This window comes from Streptomyces sp. NPDC006283 (genome assembly GCF_040613325.1).
Lineage (GTDB): Bacteria > Actinomycetota > Actinomycetes > Streptomycetales > Streptomycetaceae > Streptomyces.
Genome location: NZ_JBEXRZ010000004.1, coordinates 1 through 17,672, shown reverse-complemented (window position 1 = coordinate 17,672; position 17,672 = coordinate 1). Strand labels below are relative to the sequence as shown.

Annotated in this window: 16 protein-coding genes; 8 read left to right on the top strand and 8 right to left on the bottom strand. The window is 71.7% G+C overall.

All coding sequences use genetic code 11. From position 1 onward, the window contains the following. Positions 1-123 precede the first annotated feature (123 nt). The gene (locus ABZ070_RS01750; RefSeq protein ID WP_356628785.1) at positions 124-1,305 is read left to right on the top strand and encodes a sensor histidine kinase; all 1,182 of its coding nucleotides are present in this window, start codon (positions 124-126) and stop codon (positions 1,303-1,305) included. After that, on the top strand, positions 1,305-1,961 hold the full coding sequence (locus ABZ070_RS01745; protein WP_356628783.1) for a response regulator transcription factor: 657 nt from the start codon (positions 1,305-1,307) through the stop codon (positions 1,959-1,961). Before ABZ070_RS01750 ends, ABZ070_RS01745 begins: the two co-directional genes overlap by 1 nt. Before the next feature lie 65 nt (positions 1,962-2,026). Here the strand turns inward: ABZ070_RS01745 and ABZ070_RS01740 are convergent, their stop codons facing one another. Next, positions 2,027-2,620, bottom strand: coding sequence for a helix-turn-helix domain-containing protein (locus ABZ070_RS01740; protein ID WP_356628781.1), 594 nt, complete (start codon positions 2,618-2,620; stop codon positions 2,027-2,029). A gap of 54 nt (positions 2,621-2,674) precedes the next feature. Here ABZ070_RS01740 and ABZ070_RS01735 point away from each other — a divergent pair, with 54 nt between their 5' ends. After that, positions 2,675-3,586 carry an oxidoreductase gene (locus tag ABZ070_RS01735; protein ID WP_356628779.1) on the top strand — a complete coding sequence of 304 codons (912 nt, stop codon included), beginning with the start codon at positions 2,675-2,677 and terminating at the stop codon, positions 3,584-3,586. Between the two features lie 55 nt (positions 3,587-3,641). On the opposite strand, the gene ABZ070_RS01730 is transcribed toward ABZ070_RS01735, so the two are convergent. From ABZ070_RS01730 to ABZ070_RS01700, 7 genes are all read right to left on the bottom strand, one after another. Further along, positions 3,642-5,054: an aminobutyraldehyde dehydrogenase gene (locus tag ABZ070_RS01730; protein WP_356628777.1), complete on the bottom strand. Its 1,413-nt coding sequence runs from the start codon at positions 5,052-5,054 to the stop codon at positions 3,642-3,644. Then, positions 5,047-6,399 carry an NAD(P)/FAD-dependent oxidoreductase gene (locus ABZ070_RS01725; protein ID WP_356628775.1) on the bottom strand — a complete coding sequence of 451 codons (1,353 nt, stop codon included), beginning with the start codon at positions 6,397-6,399 and terminating at the stop codon, positions 5,047-5,049. Before ABZ070_RS01725 ends, ABZ070_RS01730 begins: the two co-directional genes overlap by 8 nt. 47 nt (positions 6,400-6,446) lie before the next feature. Next, entirely contained in the window at positions 6,447-7,556 is a 1,110-nt protein-coding gene (locus ABZ070_RS01720) for an ABC transporter ATP-binding protein (RefSeq protein ID WP_356628773.1), read from the bottom strand. 5 nt (positions 7,557-7,561) lie between these two features. Continuing rightward, complete coding sequence (locus tag ABZ070_RS01715; RefSeq protein ID WP_356628771.1) at positions 7,562-8,410, bottom strand: ABC transporter permease; 849 nt, start codon at positions 8,408-8,410, stop codon at positions 7,562-7,564. After that, entirely contained in the window at positions 8,407-9,387 is a 981-nt protein-coding gene (locus ABZ070_RS01710) for an ABC transporter permease (protein ID WP_356628769.1), read from the bottom strand. The genes ABZ070_RS01715 and ABZ070_RS01710 overlap by 4 nt, the downstream gene beginning before the upstream one ends. A 4-nt stretch (positions 9,388-9,391) precedes the next feature. Continuing rightward, complete coding sequence (locus ABZ070_RS01705) at positions 9,392-10,534, bottom strand: extracellular solute-binding protein (protein ID WP_356628767.1); 1,143 nt, start codon at positions 10,532-10,534, stop codon at positions 9,392-9,394. 242 nt (positions 10,535-10,776) lie between these two features. Next, positions 10,777-12,027 (bottom strand): aromatic ring-hydroxylating dioxygenase subunit alpha, encoded by a 1,251-nt coding sequence (locus tag ABZ070_RS01700; RefSeq protein WP_356628765.1) that lies wholly within the window; start codon positions 12,025-12,027, stop codon positions 10,777-10,779. Positions 12,028-12,429: 402 nt separating this feature from the next. Between ABZ070_RS01700 and ABZ070_RS01695 the strand changes: the two genes are divergently transcribed. The 5 genes from ABZ070_RS01695 to ABZ070_RS01675 all read left to right on the top strand — a co-directional run. Next, complete coding sequence (locus tag ABZ070_RS01695; protein WP_356628763.1) at positions 12,430-12,840, top strand: hypothetical protein; 411 nt, start codon at positions 12,430-12,432, stop codon at positions 12,838-12,840. Next, positions 12,837-14,306, top strand: coding sequence for an NADH-ubiquinone oxidoreductase-F iron-sulfur binding region domain-containing protein (locus ABZ070_RS01690; protein ID WP_356628761.1), 1,470 nt, complete (start codon positions 12,837-12,839; stop codon positions 14,304-14,306). Before ABZ070_RS01695 ends, ABZ070_RS01690 begins: the two co-directional genes overlap by 4 nt. Before the next feature lie 23 nt (positions 14,307-14,329). Continuing rightward, positions 14,330-14,521 (top strand): ferredoxin, encoded by a 192-nt coding sequence (locus ABZ070_RS01685; protein ID WP_356628759.1) that lies wholly within the window; start codon positions 14,330-14,332, stop codon positions 14,519-14,521. A 1-nt stretch (position 14,522) separates the two neighbouring features. Then, on the top strand, positions 14,523-16,595 hold the full coding sequence (locus tag ABZ070_RS01680) for an acetate--CoA ligase family protein (RefSeq protein WP_356628757.1): 2,073 nt from the start codon (positions 14,523-14,525) through the stop codon (positions 16,593-16,595). A gap of 80 nt (positions 16,596-16,675) precedes the next feature. Beyond that, a partial coding sequence (locus ABZ070_RS01675; protein WP_356628755.1) for an acyl-CoA dehydrogenase family protein occupies positions 16,676-17,672 on the top strand: 997 nt, incomplete at its 3' end.

The following is a 17,672-nucleotide window of genomic DNA, read 5'->3' as shown; positions in this document are numbered from 1 at the left end:
GGTGCCGGGGAGTCACTCCGCCCGGCAACGGCCCGTCGGCTGCACTCGCGGGAAAGCTTGTATCCCGTGGGCGTACGCCCGCAGGCCAATTTCCGCCGCTGTTCAGGCGGTTACGATCGCCTCATGTCCGCCAAGCCGCGACCCCTGCTGTCCTGGCACCTGCGGCCGGCCGCGCGGGCGGCTCTGGCCTGGTGCGGGGCCATCGCCTACCCGTTCGCACTGTTCTTCGCGGCACGCGGCACGCCTTTCGACTCCCCCGCCTTGCCGTCTCTCTCAGCGGCTGCGGTCACGGTCCTGCCTCTCGGACTGCTGCGCCGCCACCCACTGCCGGCCTTGGCGCCGATGCTTCTCGGCACGTACTTCACGGCGACGACAAGCCCGTTCTGGCAAGTCGTATATCTGCTGGTTCTGGCGAACGATCTCGCCGTCGGACACATCGTGGCCACCCGGCCTCGCCGCATCGCGGTCACGGCTGCCGTGATGACGCTCGGCGTGCAGGTCGCCGTCGCCGCGGGCCTCGGGACGGGGACGGACGGCTTCGCCCGTGCGGTCGTGGTCCTCGTTCTCGCGCTCGCCGCCGCCTGGATGACGGGCCATTCGGTTCGCGAACGCCGCGAGCACGCCGCGGCGCTGCGCTCCCAGGCCGCCGCCCAGGCCGCCGCCCAGGCCGTCGCCGCCGAACGGCTCCGGATCGCCCGCGAGCTGCACGACATGATCGCGCACAGTATCGGCGTCATCGCCATCCAGGCGGGCGTGGGCCGCCGGGTCATCGACACGCAGCCGGACGAAGCCCGCAACGCGCTGGCCACCATCGAGGACACCGGCAGGGAGACCCTCGCCGGGCTGCGGCGCACTCTGGGCGGACTGCGTCGCGCCGAACCGGGCGCCGGGCCGGAGGCCTCGCCACGCGAGCCGGCCCCGGGGCTGGCCGATCTCGAGCGGCTGGCCGCGTCGACGAGGAACGCCGGCGTCCATGTCGACGTGCGATGGCTCGGAGAACGACACCCCCTGCCTCCTGATATCGACATGGCCGCCTTCCGGATCGTCCAGGAGGCCCTCACCAACGTCGTACGCCACGCGGACACACCCGACTGCCGCGTCACCATCGGCTGTCACGACGGCGAACTGATTATCGAGGTCGCTGACGACGGCCGCGGCGGCATCACCTCCGGCACCGGATACGGCATCACCGGAATGAGGGAACGCGCCGGCCTGCTGCGCGGCCAGTTCACCGCCGGGCCACGGCCCGAGGGCGGCTTTCGCGTGGCGGCCCGGCTTCCCCTCCCCGAAGGAGTACACATCTGATGACGGTCCGCGTTGTGCTCGCCGACGACCAGCCGCTCGTCCGCAACGGCCTGCGCGTTCTGATGGCCGATGCTCCCGACATCGACGTCGTGGGAGAGGCCGGAACCGGCGCCGAAGCGGTCCAGTTGGTCCGCGACGCCGAGCCCGATGTGGCAGTCATGGACATCCGCATGCCCGGCATGGACGGCATCGAGGCCACCGGGATGATTACGGCATCCGGCGGGGCGACGCGCGTCCTCGTCCTCACCACGTTCGATGATGACGAGTACATCTACGGCGCGCTCCGAGCAGGTGCGAGCGGGTTCCTCGTCAAGGACATGGCGCTGGACGACATCCTCGTGGCGATCCGCGTGGTCGCCGCAGGGGACGCCCTGATTGCACCGAGCGTGACACGCCGCCTGATCGCAGAGTTCGCCGCCCGCCCCGAACCGGCCCCGCATCCACGACCGGTCGGGAACATCACCGAGCGGGAACGCGAGGTACTGACCCTCGTCGGACGCGGCATGTCCAACAGCGAGATCGCCGCTCATCTCTACATCAGCGTGGCCACCGCAAAGGCACACATAGCGCGGCTACTCGCCAAACTCGAAGCCCGCGACCGGGTCCAACTCGTCATCACGGCCTACGAGGTAGGCCTGGTATCGCCACCTCGGTGAACCCCGACCACTTGGGCCCTGTCCGGGGCGGTGGCCGTGACGTCGGTTCGCGTGCCCTGTCGGTGTCAGGCCAGGACCGAGCGGAGCGCCAGTTCGATCCAGCGGTCGCGGGCCGCCGCGGGCAGGGTGTCGTCGGGCGCCGTGGCGGCGATGAGGGCGAAGTCCGCCGTGGTGATGTCCGGGTGGAGGAGGCCGCGGGCGTGTGCGACGGCGGTGATGCGGTCCAGTTCGGCGAAACCGCGGCTCTCCATCTCCTGCAGGGCGTCGGAGGCGAGTCCGGTCGCGGCCGCCTTGATCGCTTTGTCAGCGGCCGGTTTGGTGATCAGCCACTCGAGCAGGCCGCGGAGTTCCGCGACCGGGTCGGCACCGTTGTCCACCCGGTCGGCCGCGGACCGGACATCGGCGACCAGTCGCTCGGTGAGTTCGGCCAGGGCAGCGGCGATCAGATCGGACTTCGTGGGGAAGTGGCGGTACAGCGTCCCTACGGCCACCCCGGCTTCCGCGGCGATCTCGTCCATCCCCACGCCCTCGCCCCGGGCGGCGAGCAGAGCGCCGGCGGCGGTGAGGATGCGTTCCCGATTGCGCAGTGAGTCGGCACGGACCACTGGAGTCTCCCGCTGGATGCTTGTTGCCTGCTTGTCGCCTGCTTGACCGAACATGAACTCAGGTTCACTATAGATGGTGAACCTGAGTTCATGTTAAGGAGATGCGCCATGACCGGCTGGACCGAAGAACACGTCCCCCGCCTCGCCGACGGCACCCTCGCCGTGGTGACCGGTGCGAACACCGGACTCGGGCTCCACACCACCCGCGTCCTCGCGAGGCAAGGGGCGACTGTGGTGATGGCCTGCCGCAACGAGGAGAAGGCCGCAGCCGCACGCCGGTCGCTGGTCGGCCTCGGCATCGAACCCACCCGCCTGCGCACGGCACCGCTGGACCTCGCCGACCAGGAGTCGATCGCGCGATTCACCGAAGACCTGCCGGACGAGCGCGTCGACCTGCTCATCAACAACGCGGGCCTGATGGCCGTGCCCCGCTCCCGGACAGCCGACGGCTTCGAGACCCAGTTCGGTGTGAACCACCTGGGCCACATGGCCCTCACGCTCCGGCTGCTGCCGCGGCTGAACGCCACACCGGGCGCCCGTGTCGTGACCCTCACCAGCATGGGACACCGCCCCGGCCGTATCCGGCTGGACGACCTGAACTTCGAGCACGGCCGCTACAACCGTTGGATCGCCTACTTCCAGTCCAAGCTGGCCAACATGCTCTTCGCCGCCGAACTCGCCCGCCGAAACGAGGGCCGCGGCGCACTGTCCCTCGCCGCGCACCCCGGCTACGCGGCCACCGAGCTCGGCAAGGACACCGGCGTACAGGCCCGGGTGCTCTCCCTGTTCGACAGGGTCGCCGCGCAGCCCGCCGCCGCCGGTGCCTGGCCGACACTGCGCGCCGCGACCGACCCGGCCGCACGCAACGGCACCCTCTACGGTCCGCGCCGGCTCGCCTTCGGGCCCGCCGGACCGGAGACGCCCAGCCGCACGGCACGCCGGCATGCCCTGGCGGCACAGCTGTGGGACCTCTCGCTCGAGCTGCTCTCCGCGGCGAAGGTCGAAGACCCGCTGCGCTGACACGGGCCGCCACCTGCTCCCGGCGGGTGGTGCCCGTTCACAGCATGGCGTTCATTCACAGCATCACGTGTTTGACCTGCGTGTAGTCCAGCAGCCCCGCCATCGAAAGATCGCTGCCGTATCCGGAGTGCCGCACGCCGCCGTGCGGCATCTCCGACACCGTGGTCCCGTGCGTGTTCACCCACACGATGCCCGTGTGCAGCGCTCGCGTCGCCCGCATGGCGCGGTCGTGATCGGCGGTCCAGACGCTCGCCGCGAGGCCGTAGCGGGTGTCGTTCGCGAGTCGCAGAGCCTCCTGCTCGTCGGTGAAGGACTGAACGGTGACGACGGGGCCGAAGATCTCCTCCTGCACGATCTCGTCGTCCTGACGGACCCCGGTGACCACCGTCGCGGCGTGGAAGCAGCCGGGCCCTTCGATGCGCGTGCCGCCCAGTGGGACCTTCGCCCGGCCCGGCAGTCTGCTCAGCAGGCCCTCCACGTCGGCGAGCCGGCCCGCGCTGTTGAGCGGGCCGAAGTCGACTCCCGGCCGCAGCGCCGACGCATGGGCGGCGAACGCGTCGACGAAGGCGTCGTGGAGCGACGCATGGACCAGCAGCCGTGTCGGCGCCGTGCAGTCCTGGCCCGCGTTGTAGTACGCGACTGCCGCCAGTTGCGCGGCCGCCGACTCCACATCGGCGTCGTCGTGCACGATGACGGGGGCGTTCCCGCCCAGTTCCAGGTGCACGCGCTTCAGGTCGGCGGCCGCGGCGGTGGCGATCTCGCGCCCCGCCCGCACACTGCCGGTGACCGCGATCAGCCGGACCGCCGGGTGCGTGACGAGCGCCCGCCCGGTGTCACGGTCGCCGCACACCACGTTGAGTACGCCCGGCGGCAGGTGCTCCGCGGCGATACGGGCCAGCAGCACGGACGACGACGGTGTGGTGTCCGCCGGTTTGAGAACACTCGTGTTCCCGGCGGCGATCGCCGGTGCCACCTTCCACACCGCCATCATCAGCGGATAGTTCCAGGGGGTGATCTGGGCGCAGACGCCGACCGCCTCACGGCGCAGCAACGAGGTCCGCCCCTCGGTGTACTCGCCTGCGGCGGCACCTGGCAGATTCCGGGCGGCGCCGGCGAAGAACCGCACGGTGTCGACGATCGCGGGCAGTTCGTCGGAGCGGAACAGCTCCGACGGCTTGCCGGTGTCCGCCGTCTCCGCCGCGACCAGCTCGTCCGCGTGCGCCTCCAGTGCGTCGGCGATGCGCAGCAGCGCGGTCTGCCGTTCCGCCGGCGTCGTCACCGACCAGCGCTCGTACGCCGAGGCTGCCGCCGCGCAGGCGGCGTCGGTGTCCGTCGGCCCCGACAGGGGCGCCGTGCGGCGGGTGGTGCCGGTCACCGGGTCGGTCAGACGCATGGTCGCACCGGTCGCGGCGGGCAGGTCGTCGCCGCCGATGTGGTTGTGCACGGTGAGGTGTCGTCGCTCAGCCACGGCGCAACGCCTCCTTCGCGGCGGCGCGTCCGGTACGGACCGCGCCCTCCATATAGCCGGCGACCCACTGGTCCGAGCCGCAGACGTAGAAGGGCGGTTCGTGGGTGCCGTGCAGCGGTCCGACCGCCATGACGTCGCCGGGTGTCCACTGCGTGACGTAGCCCTGCGTCCATGGATCGGTGCCCCACATACGGACCCAGCAACGGAGCGGACGGTGTGCGTCGTCGCCGTACAGGCGGGCGATCTCGGCCAGCAGTTCCCGCTCTCTGCGCTCCTGGGGCGTGCTCAGCAGCACGCCGTACCGTTCGGGCGGGACGAGAGCCGACAGCACACCCTCGTTCTGCGGCCACGTGCTGCCGAGGACGCCCTCGCACTCGGAGAGACCGTTGTACCCGGACTCCCGCCAGAACGGCTTGTCGTACGCGGCGGCGAACTTGGCTGCCACGGCCTGCCGTTGGCGGTGCAGCGAGGCGATCCGGCGGTCCGACACCCCGGTGACGGCGATGGACCGGAGCGGGCCGACGGGAAGCGCGCTGACCACGGCGTCCGCGGTCACTCTCTCGCCGCCGAAGAGGCGCACCGAGCAGCCGGCGGGGCGGACGTCGACGGCTTCGACCTGCGCGCCGAGCCGGATGCGTGCGCCGAGTTCGTCCGCCATGCGCAGGGCCACGGTTGCCGAGCCCTCCGCGATCCGCAGGCCCTCCCAGTCCTCGTAGTCGTAGTGCTCGACCTGGTCCGAGGAGTGCCCGCCCGCGGCTGTCCGGTCACCGCCGGGCACGGCCGCGTGCTTGCGCAGGGCGGACAGCAGGGACGTCCGCTCGTACGACCCGCTCGCCAGGGCGAGTTGGCCGATCTCCCAGAGGCGTACGACGCTCGGGGAGGCGCCTTCGGCCCGCAGCCAGTCGGCGACGGAGACCTTGTCGAGGGACGGGGCCTCGGGGTGGCTCCAGGGGTCGTCGGGGTCGACGGTCCGGGCGAGGGCGGCGAAGACGCCGGTGACGCGGCGGTGGCAGGCGTCGTCGCCGGGGCCGAACCAGTGCGGCGGGTCCCCGGCCGAGACGCCCTCGGGCGTGGCCCTGGCGATGACCCCCGGCTCGGCGACATAGCTGGGAATCGGCGTGAGACCCAGTTCGGCGGCCAGGGCCAGATACGCGGTGTGGGCGCGGCCGACGACCTCGCCGCCCAGCTGGACGAGCCGCCCGTCGGGGAGGGATGTCTGCTCGACCCGGCCGCCGACCCGGTCACGGGCCTCGAGGACCAGCACGTCGGCGCCGCCGGCCGCGAGGTCCCGCGCGGCGGCGAGTCCGGCGAGTCCGGCGCCGAGCACGATCACGTCATGATGCATGGAGAAGCGTTCCTTCGTTCGAGCTCGATCCGGGGGAAGAGGGCGCCTCAGTCGAGGACCAGACAGTGCTCCGGCAGCCAGCCGATCTCCACGTGCTCGCCGCCGCTCCAGCGGTCCTCCATCCGCGAACGGTCGGTGTTCTGCTCCAGCACCGACACCGTGACGCCGGGCGCGAGTTCGATCAGATAGGTCGTGGTCGGACCCGAGTACACGGTCTCCCGGACGACCCCGTTCACCCGCGCCATCCCCGGCCCGAGGTCGGACAGCCAGATCTTCTCTGGCCGGATCGCGAGATTCACACGGCTCTCCTCGGCGATTCCCTCCCGGGGGCCGACGGGCAGCGCAGGGCCCTGGTCCATGACCACCGCACCGGCCCGATAGGTGCCGGGCACCAGATTGGACGTTCCCATGAAGGAGGCGACGAAGCTGTTCGCCGGCCGCTCGTAGACGTCCTCGGGTGTGCCGCACTGCTGCACCCGGCCCTCGTTCATCACCGCCATCCGGTCCGACATGGTCAGCGCCTCGTCCTGGTCGTGGGTGACGAAGACGAACGTGATGCCGACCTCGCGCTGGATCTGCTTCAGTTCGACCTGCATCTGCCGACGCAGCCGCAGGTCCAGCGCGGCCAGTGGCTCGTCCAGCAGCAGCACCTGCGGCCGGTTGACCAGCGCCCGGGCCAGAGCGACGCGCTGGCGCTGGCCTCCGGACAAGGTGGCGGGCTTGCGGTCCGCCAGGCTTCCCAGCTGCACCCGGTCCAGCATCGTGGCGACCCGTTCGCGGATCTCGGCTCGGCCCACACCCCTGCGTTTGAGGCCGAAGGCCACGTTGTCGGCCACCGAGAGGTGGTCGAAGAGGGCGTAGCTCTGGAAGACGGTGTTGACGTCCCGCTTGTTCGGCGGCAGGGCGGTGACGTCCTTGCCGCTCAGCAGGATCGCGCCCTCGGTGGGATCGGTGAACCCGCCGATCATCCGCAGTGAGGTTGTCTTGCCGCAGCCGGAAGGGCCGAGCAGTGAGAAGAACTCGCCCGGCGCGATGTCCAGGCACAGGTCCCGGACGGCGTAGGAGTCGCCGTAGCTCCTGCAGATGTTGTCGAGCCGGACGGCGGGCGCGTCGTCGGTGCCGGTCGTGGCGGCTGTGGTCGTGGTCGTCGTGGTCACGGGTGTCACTTCCCGGAGAGGAGATCGAGGCCGCCGCGCCGGCCGAACAGGCGCGGAATGAACAACGCGAGGGCGATGAGGGTGATCGACCCGACGAGCATCAGCGTGCCGACCGCGTTGATGGTCGGCTGCACACCGAAGCGGATGGCCGAGTAGATGCGCACGGACAGCGGCTGCGGATCGACACCGGTCGTGAAGTATGCGAGTACGAAGTCGTCGAAGACCAGCGCGAAGATCAGCACCGCGGACGCCAGAATGCTGGGCAGCAGCGCGGGGAGGGTGACCAGCCGCAACGACTGCCAGCGCGTCGCCCCGAGGTCCATGGCCGCTTCCTCCACCTCTGGGTTCAGCGCCGCGATCCGGGAGCGCAGGATGACGGTCACGTACGAGATCGAGAAGGTGATCTCGGCCAGCATCACCGTGCCCGTGGACAGTGGGATCCCGATGCCCTTGAACAGGAGCATCGCCGCGACGCCGGTGACGATCTCGGGCGTGACGAGCGGAACGAGCATGATCAGACCGGCCAGCGAACCGAGCCGGCTCCGGCAGCGGACCAGGCCGAGGGCGAGCGTCACACCGAGGATCAGCGAGCCCGCCATGGCTACCAGGGACACCCGCAGACTCATGCCGAGCGAGTCGAGCAGCACCTGGTCCCGGAAGAACGCTCCGTACCAGCGCAGGCTGAAGTCCTTGAAGACGGTCAGCGACTTCTGCGAGTTGAAGGAGAAGAGCACCACCACGCCGATGGGCAGATACAGCAGTGCGAAGAAGGCGGCGGTGACGGCGATCGCGAACCGGGGCCTGCGGTCGGTGCCGCGGCGTGTCCGCCGGGAGCCGGCGGCTCGGGCCGTCATCGGACCGCCTCCGCCTCGTCCTTGCGGGCACGCCGCAGATAGCCCAGCATGCCGAGGAAGAGCACGGCCATCATCAGCATCGTCAGCGCCGAGCCGAGCGGCCAGTTCTGGCCCTGGAAGAACTTGTCCTGGATCAGGTTGCCGATCATGATCTGGTCGGGACCTCCCATCAACTGGGCGCTGACGAAGTCGCCCATGGCGGGCAGGAACACGAGGACACAGCCGGCGGCCGCGCCCTGTCTCGTGGCGGGGAGCGTGACGTGGACGAAGGTCCGCAGTGGACCGCCGTAGAGGTCGCGTCCCGCTTCGATCAGGGACACGTCCATGCGCTCCAGCGCGGCGTACAGCGGGATGATCATGAAGACGACGAAGCCGTAGACGAGCCCCGCCACGACCCCGACCCCGGTCTGCAGGACCTTGGCGTCGTCGCCGACGAGCCCGATCCCGCGCAGCGCCTTCAGGAGCGGTCCGTCGTCCGACAGGACCACCGACCAGCCGTACATGCGCACCAGGTAGTTGGCGAAGAACGGCACGACGATCGCGGCGATCAGGAGCGTCTTGAAGCGCCCGCCGTGCAGGGCGATCGCGTAGGCGACGGGATACGCGACGAGAAGACAGATCAGACAGGTCAGCAGTGCGTACCCGAGAGAGCGCACCATCACGGCCCGGTAGGCCGGTTCGGCGAGTGCCGCGAAGTTCTCCGGATTGAAGCCGAAGCGCGGGTTGCCGAGCGGGTCGGTGGTGCCGAACGCCAGCGTGGCGACCAGGATCAGCGAGCCGATGAGGAACGCGGCCATCCACAGCGTGCCGGGCAGCATCAGCACGGTCCACAGACGGTTGCCCGCGGCGGAGGGGCCGGTGCGTGCGGGCTGCGTCGGGGCACCGTCCGGGCCGGGTTCCCCGGCGGCCTTCCCGAGAGGAAGGCGGTGCGTGTCGGGCCCCGGCCGCGCCGGGACCGGTGTCTTGGAGCCGGCCATGGCGTCAGCCGGCTTTCACGCGGGTCCAGGCGGCGTCCCGGGCCCGTTCGCCCTGCGCGTCGCCGTTGCGGAAATACAGGTCGTCCTTCAGGTCGTCGGAGGAGACCAGGCACTCGGGGAAGGGCTCGACCAGCGCGGCGTAGGTGTCCTCCGTCCCGTGGACCGGCATCGGGTAGCCGATGTACTCGATGTTTTTGCGGACGTTCTCCGGGCGGAGCATGTAGTCGATGAAGAGCATCGCCGTGCCGGGGTGAGGAGCGTCGGACGGGATGGCGTAGCAGTCGGAGTTGACGGGCGCGCCTTCTCTCGCCGTCTGGAAGCCGAACACCGACGGGTCCTCGGCCTGGTTCAGCATGGCGGCCATGTCACCGCTCCAGGCCTGTGTCATGACCGCGTTGCCGGTGAGCAGGTTGTTGTAGCTGTCGCTGGAGAAGCCGCGCAGATGGGGACGGAGCGAGCGCAGCGTCCCGGTGATCTCACCGAGGCCGTCCGGGTCGGTGGTGGAGATGTCGAGGCCGAGTTTCAGAGCGGCCATGCCGAGGACCTCGTCACGGTCGTCCAGTACGAAGACACGGCCCTTCGCGCGCGGCGCCCACAGGTCGTCCCAGGAGCCGGACAGGTCGTCGCCGATCTTGTCCTTCCGCCAGCCGATGCCCGTCTTGTACATGGTGAACGGCAGGGTGTACCGCGATCCGGGGTCGTACCAGGGGTCGGCGAAGTAGTCGTAGTGGGCGAGCACGGCGTCTGCGTTGCGCAGCCGGGAGTGATCGATACGGCGCAGCCGGTGTCCTTCGGTCAGCCGCTGGGCCCACTTGGCGGTCGGGAAGATGATGTCGTAGCGGTTGCCGGCGTTGAGCTTGGCGGCCATGCCTTCCATGGAGTCGAAGTTCGACTGCACGACCTTCACGCCGTACTCCTTCTCGAACCCGGCGAAGATGGCCGGGTCGACGAAGTCGGCCCAGTTGAAGTACACCAGGTCGCCGTCGATCTTCATCTCGATGGGTTCGTCGCTGGTCTCCTGTGCGGCCGGGGCGGCGGAGGTGAACCCGCAACCGGCCGCGGTGATGCCGAGAGAGAGCCCGGCCGCCGCGGCGGAACCGGTGCGCAGGAAGGATCGGCGGGACAGGGGGAGTGCCTCGGGGGACATCGGTGGTCCTCTCCGTGGGGTCCGTGCTGGGGACGGACACGGATCAGGGGAGCTGGGGTCCGTGCGCACACGTGGGGCGGCGTGGGCCGTGCGGGACCTGGGAGCCGGCGCCGTTCGGGGGCGGTGCCGTTGTGGACGCGGCTCGGAATCGGGTGCGGTGTTGTGTCGTGAGGGGTGCCGGGTGCGGGCGGGAAGCCGGTGTGCCGGGGCGGGTGGCGTCGTCCGTGGCTGCGGCTCGCGGCTCAGGCCGTTCCGTCCGGGGGATCCGCGGCGAGATCCGCCCGTACCCGTCCGGCGAACCAGCCGACCGCCGACTCGCGCCGGGACAGCGGACCCGGTTCGAATCCCGGGGTGGAGAGTCCTTTCTGTACGCGGGCCACGAGCTCGGCATCCTCGTCGTTGGTGATCCAGCCGATGTGGATGTTGAGCCGCCGCGCGATGCGGGTCCGCAGCGAAGTGCCGCGCCGGGTGTAGAACGCGCCGGGTACGGCGACGCGGTCGACTCCCGTGGGGATCGCGGTCCAGGCAAGCACATGGTCGGGGTAGAAGTCGATGAGTGTGTTCGGATAGATCACCGCGTACCGCCAGACCCGGCGATCGGCCTCGGTCAGGCCGGGCATGGGAGCGGCGATGCGCTGGTAGAGGCGCTCGGGCCAGTTCGACGAGGGTTTGTCGCGCAGCGGGGAGGCGAACAGCGCGTAGGACTCGTCGATCTCGCAGGTGTAGCCCTGGTAGTCGAGCAGCCGCATCAGGCCGGGGTGGGCGACCGGTACGTGATAGCCCTCCAGGTAGTTGTCGACGGCCACCTTCCAGTTGGCGTGCTGTACCTCGGCGCCGTCGAGGTCATGGATACGGCTGCGGCCGACCGGCACCAGATCGGTCCCCGCATAGTGCCCCACGGCCTCGGCGAGTCCGGCGCACTGTTCGGCGAGCGGCACGGCGCCGGGGTCGTGGTTGACGAAGACGAAGCCGAGGAACGACTCGACGCGGACCGGGAAGAGCCCGAGCTTCGGCTTGTCCAGGCACGGGATCTGCCGGGCTTCCGGGGCGCCGACGAGCCGGCCGTCGAGCTTGTACGTCCAGCCGTGATAGGGGCAGCGGATGGCCTTGCCGTCCGGCTCGGGTGCGGAGACCAGGCGGGTGCCGCGGTGCCGGCAGACGTTGAGATGAGCGGCGAGACTGCCGTCCTCGGTGCGGACGACCAGGACCTCGCGGCCGGCCGCGGTCGCGGTGAGCCGGGCGCCCGGGCCCGGCAGGTCCGACTCGTGGCACACGAGCTGCCAGGACTTGGCGAAAATGTGCCGGTTCTCGTCGGCGGCGACGGCCGGGTCGGTGTAGTAGCGGGCGGCCAGAGCCTCGCCGGGGGAGGGCGGGGCGGCCTCGCCGGGGGAGGGCGGGGCGGCCTCGGCGGCCGCGGACGGGAGAGAACCCGGTGGTGCGGCGGGGGCTGGGCCCGTGGTCGCGGGGGCAGTGGCGGGGGCTTTCGCGTGCATCGGCTGACTCCAGGGTGAGCGCCCAACGCTGACTGATTGATTAGTTAGCCTGGGGACCTGGCTTGTTTCTTGTCAAGGGTTGCGGCCTGACTAATCAGTTAGTTAGTCTCTGGTTGTCGCCGCGACGGGCCGGTCTCCGAACGCGGCCCGCCCCGGGCGCATCTCGTCCGGCCTCGCCGCGACTCGTCACGGCCCCTCTGTCTTCACTCCCTGTCTTCTCGCGACTCCCTCTCCTCTCGCGGTGCCCGAGGCGCCGGCCCTTCGGGGCCTCCGGGCATCCCGCCGGCACCCGGTGGCCCCGGGCTCCCGGCACCACGCCGCACCCGGCCCGTCCGGGCTCTCGGCACCCACAGGTCACTCCCGGCATCGACCGGGTCCGCACACCTCTGACCGGAGGCACGCATGAGCGGTCGTCGGAGTCTGGTCTGGCTCGGCCTCACGCCCGAGCCGGAACGGGAACTGCCCGCGAACGTGGCGGCCCTGCGCAGTCCGCCGGCGGCATCCGCCGTCGAGAACCGCCGGGTGCAGCGCCTGATCCTGCACGGCAGTGAACGCAGCTGGCTGCGGTACCTCGCCGAAGTGACCGACCTCGTGACCGGTGTCGCGGACGGCACCCGGCCGGGCGACCGCCGCGCGGCCCGCATTGCCGCCGAGGTGGTCCTCGACCACCACCACATGCTCATCGGCCTCCCGGGGAGCGCCTATGCCCGTACGGCCCCGCAGCGCCGCGCCCTGGAGTGCGCGCTGCGCACCCTGCGCGCCGGCGACCCCGCCGGCCACCCCGCAACCCCACGCCCCGGAGGGCGCGCATGACCACGACGCGAGCCCTCACGCTCACGCGGACCGCCGTCCGGTCCCTGATGCCCGCCGTCCGCCCCACGACCGAAGTGCACGGTCACGGTCCTGTGCCCGGGCCCTGCCAGGGCTCGGGCACCGAAGGGCCCGAGCACGGCCCGCTGCCCGAAGCGTCCGTCCACCTCGGCACGGTCCTCGGCGCGCGGCCCGACCGTCTCGAAACCGCCGCCGCGTACGTCGCCCACGGCGGATACGGCGCAGCCACCACCCCCGACGCGCTGCTCGGGCATCTTGCCGCGAACGGGCTGCGCGGCCGCGGCGGTGCCGGCTTTCCCACCGCAACCAAACTGGCGGCCGTGCGTGACGCCGGCGGTGCCCCCGTCGTCGTCGCCAACGGCGAGGAAGGGGAACCCGGCTCCGTCAAGGACCGCTGGCTGCTCCGGGCCCGCCCCCACCTCGTGCTCGACGGACTCGCACGAGCGGCCGCCGTCGTCGGGGCCCGGCGCGCGTACGTCTACCTCGCCGACCCCACCGCGGCCGTCCGCGTGCGACGTGCCCTCGCGGAGCATCCTCCGCCCCTGCCCGTCGAGATCGTCGAGACCGAGCACACTTATGTCGCCGGCGAGGAGACCGCGGTGGTGCGCCGCATCAACGGCGGCCCGGCGCTGCCGCTCGCCAAGCCGCCCCGGCCGTTCCAGCGAGGCGTCGGCGACGAGCCCACTCTCGTCTCCAACGTCGAGACCCTCGCCCGCATCGCGCTCATCGCCGCCCGTCCGGCCCTCGGCCGCCGGATCGCCGACGCCACCCTGATGACCCTCTCCGGAGCCGGCGTCGCCCCACTGCTCACCGAGGTCCCCTACGGCACCACCCTGCGCAGCCTGGCGCTCGCCCACGGCGGCCCGGGCGTCCACGCCGCGCTCATGGGCGGGCTGTTCGGCGGTCTCGTCGCCGAACGCTCACTCGACCTGCCGGTCGACCCCGGCCGTCTCGCGGACGCGGGCACCGCGCTGGGTTGCGGCGCCGTCCGCTTCCTCGGCCCGCACGACTGTCCCGTCACCGCCGCCGCGGAGGCCGCCGCGCACCTCGCCGCCGAGAGCGCCCGCCAGTGCGGCGTGTGCGTCGCCGGCTCGGGATCGATCCGCGACGCCCTGCAGAGGCTGTCCACCGGGACCGCCGCGGACGACGTCGTCGGCGCGCTGGGGCGCTGGTCCGCGGGGCTGCCCGGCCGCGGCGCCTGCGGCCTCCTCGATGCCGCGGCCGGCAACGCGGGCAGCCTGCTCCACACCTTCCCCGCCCTCGTCGACGCCCATCTCGCCGCCCCCTGCCCCGCCTGCGCCGCCGCTGCCGGCACGCCGGGTGCACATGCGGAAGCACATCCGGTGGCCACGGGCGCCCGCCTCACCGTCCCCGTGCCCGAGGTGTCCGACAACTCCTTGCCCGTCCACGTCCCCACGGCCGCGCTCGCGCCCGCTCGCCGTCCCTGAGACGGACCGTCGAAAGGACCACCATGAAACTCCTTTTGGACTCCACCCGGTGCCAGGGCTACGGCCTGTGCCAGGAACACGCCCCGGACCGGATCGAACTCGACGAGTGGGGCTACGCCTCCGTCGTCGCCGCGGACGTTCCGCCCGGCGAGGAGAGCGCCGCCCGCGCCTGCGCCGACAGCTGTCCCAACTCCGCGCTCCGGCTGGAGAAGTGACATGCCCCGCATCCCTGGCCGGGACCTGACGTCCCTCTTCGATCCCAAGTCCGTCGCCGTGGTCGGCGCCAGCGACGACCCCGCCAAATACGGCCACGCGATTGCCGCCCAGGCCCTGCGCGCCCTCGGGCGCCGCCCCGTCCACCTCGTCAACCGCCGAGGCGGCACCGTGCTGGGCCGTACCGCGGCCACCAGCGTCGCCGCCGTCGGTGAGCCGGTCGACCTGGTCGTCATCTCCGTTCCCGGGTCCGGGTTCGAGGCAGCCGTCGACGACGCGTTGGCCTGCGGCGCCCGCGCCCTGGTGGCCATCACCGCCGGGTTCGCCGAGACCGGCGCCGCCGGCCTCGCCCGACAGCAGGCGATCACCGCCCGCGTCCGCGACGCCGGAGCCGTCCTCGTCGGCCCCAACTGCCTCGGCATCGCCGACAACACCACCGAGTTGTATCTCGCCTCCGACACCTTCGCCCCCGGCGGTGTCGCGCTGCTCAGCCAGAGCGGCAACCTCGCCCTCGAACTCCAGCTCCGGCTCGCCCCGCACGGCTGTGGCTTCTCCCGTTTCGTCTCCCTCGGCAACCAGGCCGACATCACCCTCGTCGACCTCGTCGAAGACTGCGCCCACCACGACGGCACCTCCGCCATCGCCGTGTACGCCGAGGACTTCGGTGACGGCCGCGCGTTCACCGAGGCCGCTGCCGCAGCGGGTAAACCCGTCGTGCTGCTCACCGCGGGACGCGGCACCGCGTCCGCCCGAAGCGCCCAGTCCCACACCGGCGCCCTGACGACCTCCGCCGACGTCGTCGCCGCCGCCTGCCGTGACGCGGGCGTCCACCTCGTCAGCACACCCCGGGAGATGGCGGTCGTGCTGGCCGCCCTCGACGCCCAGCGGCCCGGGGCCGGGCGGCGCACCGCGATCCTCACCGACGGCGGCGGCCACGGCGCCATCGCCGCCGACGCGGCAGAAACCGCCGGACTCGACGTCCCCGAACTCGGCGACGGCGCGCAGAACCGGCTGCGCACCGTGCTGTGGGAGCAGTCCGCCGTCGGCAATCCCGTGGACCTGGCCGGAATGGGCGAGCAGGATCCCCGCTCGTACGCCGCCACCGCCGGCGCCCTGCTGGCCACCGACGAGATCGACGCGGTCCTCATGACCGGCTACTTCGGGGGGTACGCCGCCTCGGCGGGCGGTCTCGGCGGCGGCGGAACGGCCCTGTCCGAGGGCGAGGTCCGGGCCGCCCAGGAGATCGCCCGACTGCGCTCCGAGTCCTCCAAGCCCCTCGTCGTGCAGTCCATGTACCCCGCGTCGCCCAGTTGCCGGATCCTCGCCGACGCCGGCATCCCCGTCTTCGGCGCCACCGAGGACGCGGCGCGCGCCCTTGCCGCGCTCACCGTCACCGAGCCCGTCGAGCCGACCGGTATCCCGCCGCTGCCGCCGCCCGCCGTGCCCCTGACCGATCCCGGCTACCACTCCGTACGGGCACTCCTCGCCGCCGCCGGCGTACGCTTCCCCCCAGCCCGCGAGATCACCGACGAGTCCCAACTCCTCGATGCGGCAGCCGAGTTCGACGGGCCGTACGTCCTCAAGGCGCTGCACCTGCTGCACAAGTCCGACGCGGGCGGTGTCGCCCTGCGGCTGCCCGACGCGGCCGCGCTGCTGGCCGCGTACCGGGACATGCACGCCCGGCTCGGCGCGCCTTCCTACTCGGTCGAGGCCATGGCCGACCTCACCGACGGCGTCGAGCTGATCGTGGGCGTCGACCGGGACCCCCGCTTCGGTCCCGTCGCGATGGTCGGACTCGGCGGCGTCCTGACCGAGACCCTGCACGATGTCGCGTTCGCGCTGGCTCCCGTACCACCGGCACGCGCGGAGCGGCTGCTGCGGGGGCTGCGCACCGCCGGGCTGCTCGCGGGTGTCCGCGGCCGGCCCGCCGTCGACATCGCCGCGGCCGCCGACGCCGTCGCCCGTGTCACGGAAGTCGCCGCGGCCCACCCCGAGTTCGCCGAACTCGAGGTCAATCCCCTCCTGGTCCGCCCGGACGGCGCCCTCGCCCTGGACGCGCGCGCCGTACTCGCCTGATCAGCCCGATCTGCCGTACCCGGCCTGCCTGGCCCGCCCGACCCGCCCGACCACCCTCAATCACGCCCAGAAGGACGCCCATGGACTTCCGCTACACCCCCCAGCAGGCCGACCTCAAGGCCCGCGCCGCCGCCTACTCCCAGCGGCTCATGGAGTACGAGAACGCGTCGGAGGAGGCCGGCGGACCGCTGCCGGCCGACACCGTCCGCGAGCTGACCCGCGAGGCCATCGACGCCGGCGTGTTCGCGATCAACATGCCCGCGGAGTGGGGCGGCGCCGGGCTCAGCCTGCTCGACCAGGTCATCGTCGAGGAGGAGTTCGGCAAGGTCACCAACTGCCTGTGGGACATCCCCTGGCGCCCGGCCAACGTCCTGGCGTACGGCACACCGGCTCAGCGCGAGAAGTACCTGCTGCCCGTCATCCGCGGTGAGCGTTTCGACGCCTTCGCCGTCACCGAGCCCGATGCCGGGTCGGACCCCGGCTCCGGCACCAGCACAGCCGACCGGGCCGAGGACGGCTGGCTGCTCAACGGGGAGAAGTGGTTCGTCACCTGCGGCGACATCGCGGACTTCCTGCTGGTGCAGGCCGACGCGGGCCCCGAGCGGCAGCCGACGCTCTTCTTCGTCGACAAGCAGGCGCCGGGCGTGCGGATGACCCGCGTACCGCGGTTCATGCACTCCGCGGTCAACGGCCACCCGGAGTTCGTCTTCGAGGACGTGTTCGTCCCCGACGAGGACGTGCTCGGGGGCGTCGGCAACGGCTACGAACTCACCAAGGAGTGGTTCACCGACGAACGGCTCATGATCGCCGCCCGCACGACGGGCGCCGCGGAGCGTGCGCTGGAGCTGGCCCGTGACTGGGCCCTGGAACGGCGTCAGTTCGGCTCGCGGATCGCCGACTTCCAGCTGATCCAGGGCATGCTCGCCGACTGTGCCGTCGACATCGCCGTCAACCGCGCCTACACCCACCAGGTCGCCTGGGAGGCGGATCAGCCGGACACCGACCGCAAGACCCTGCACGCCAAGGCCTCGACGGCCAAGCTCGCGGCGAGCGAGGCGGCCGGCCGGGTGGTGGACC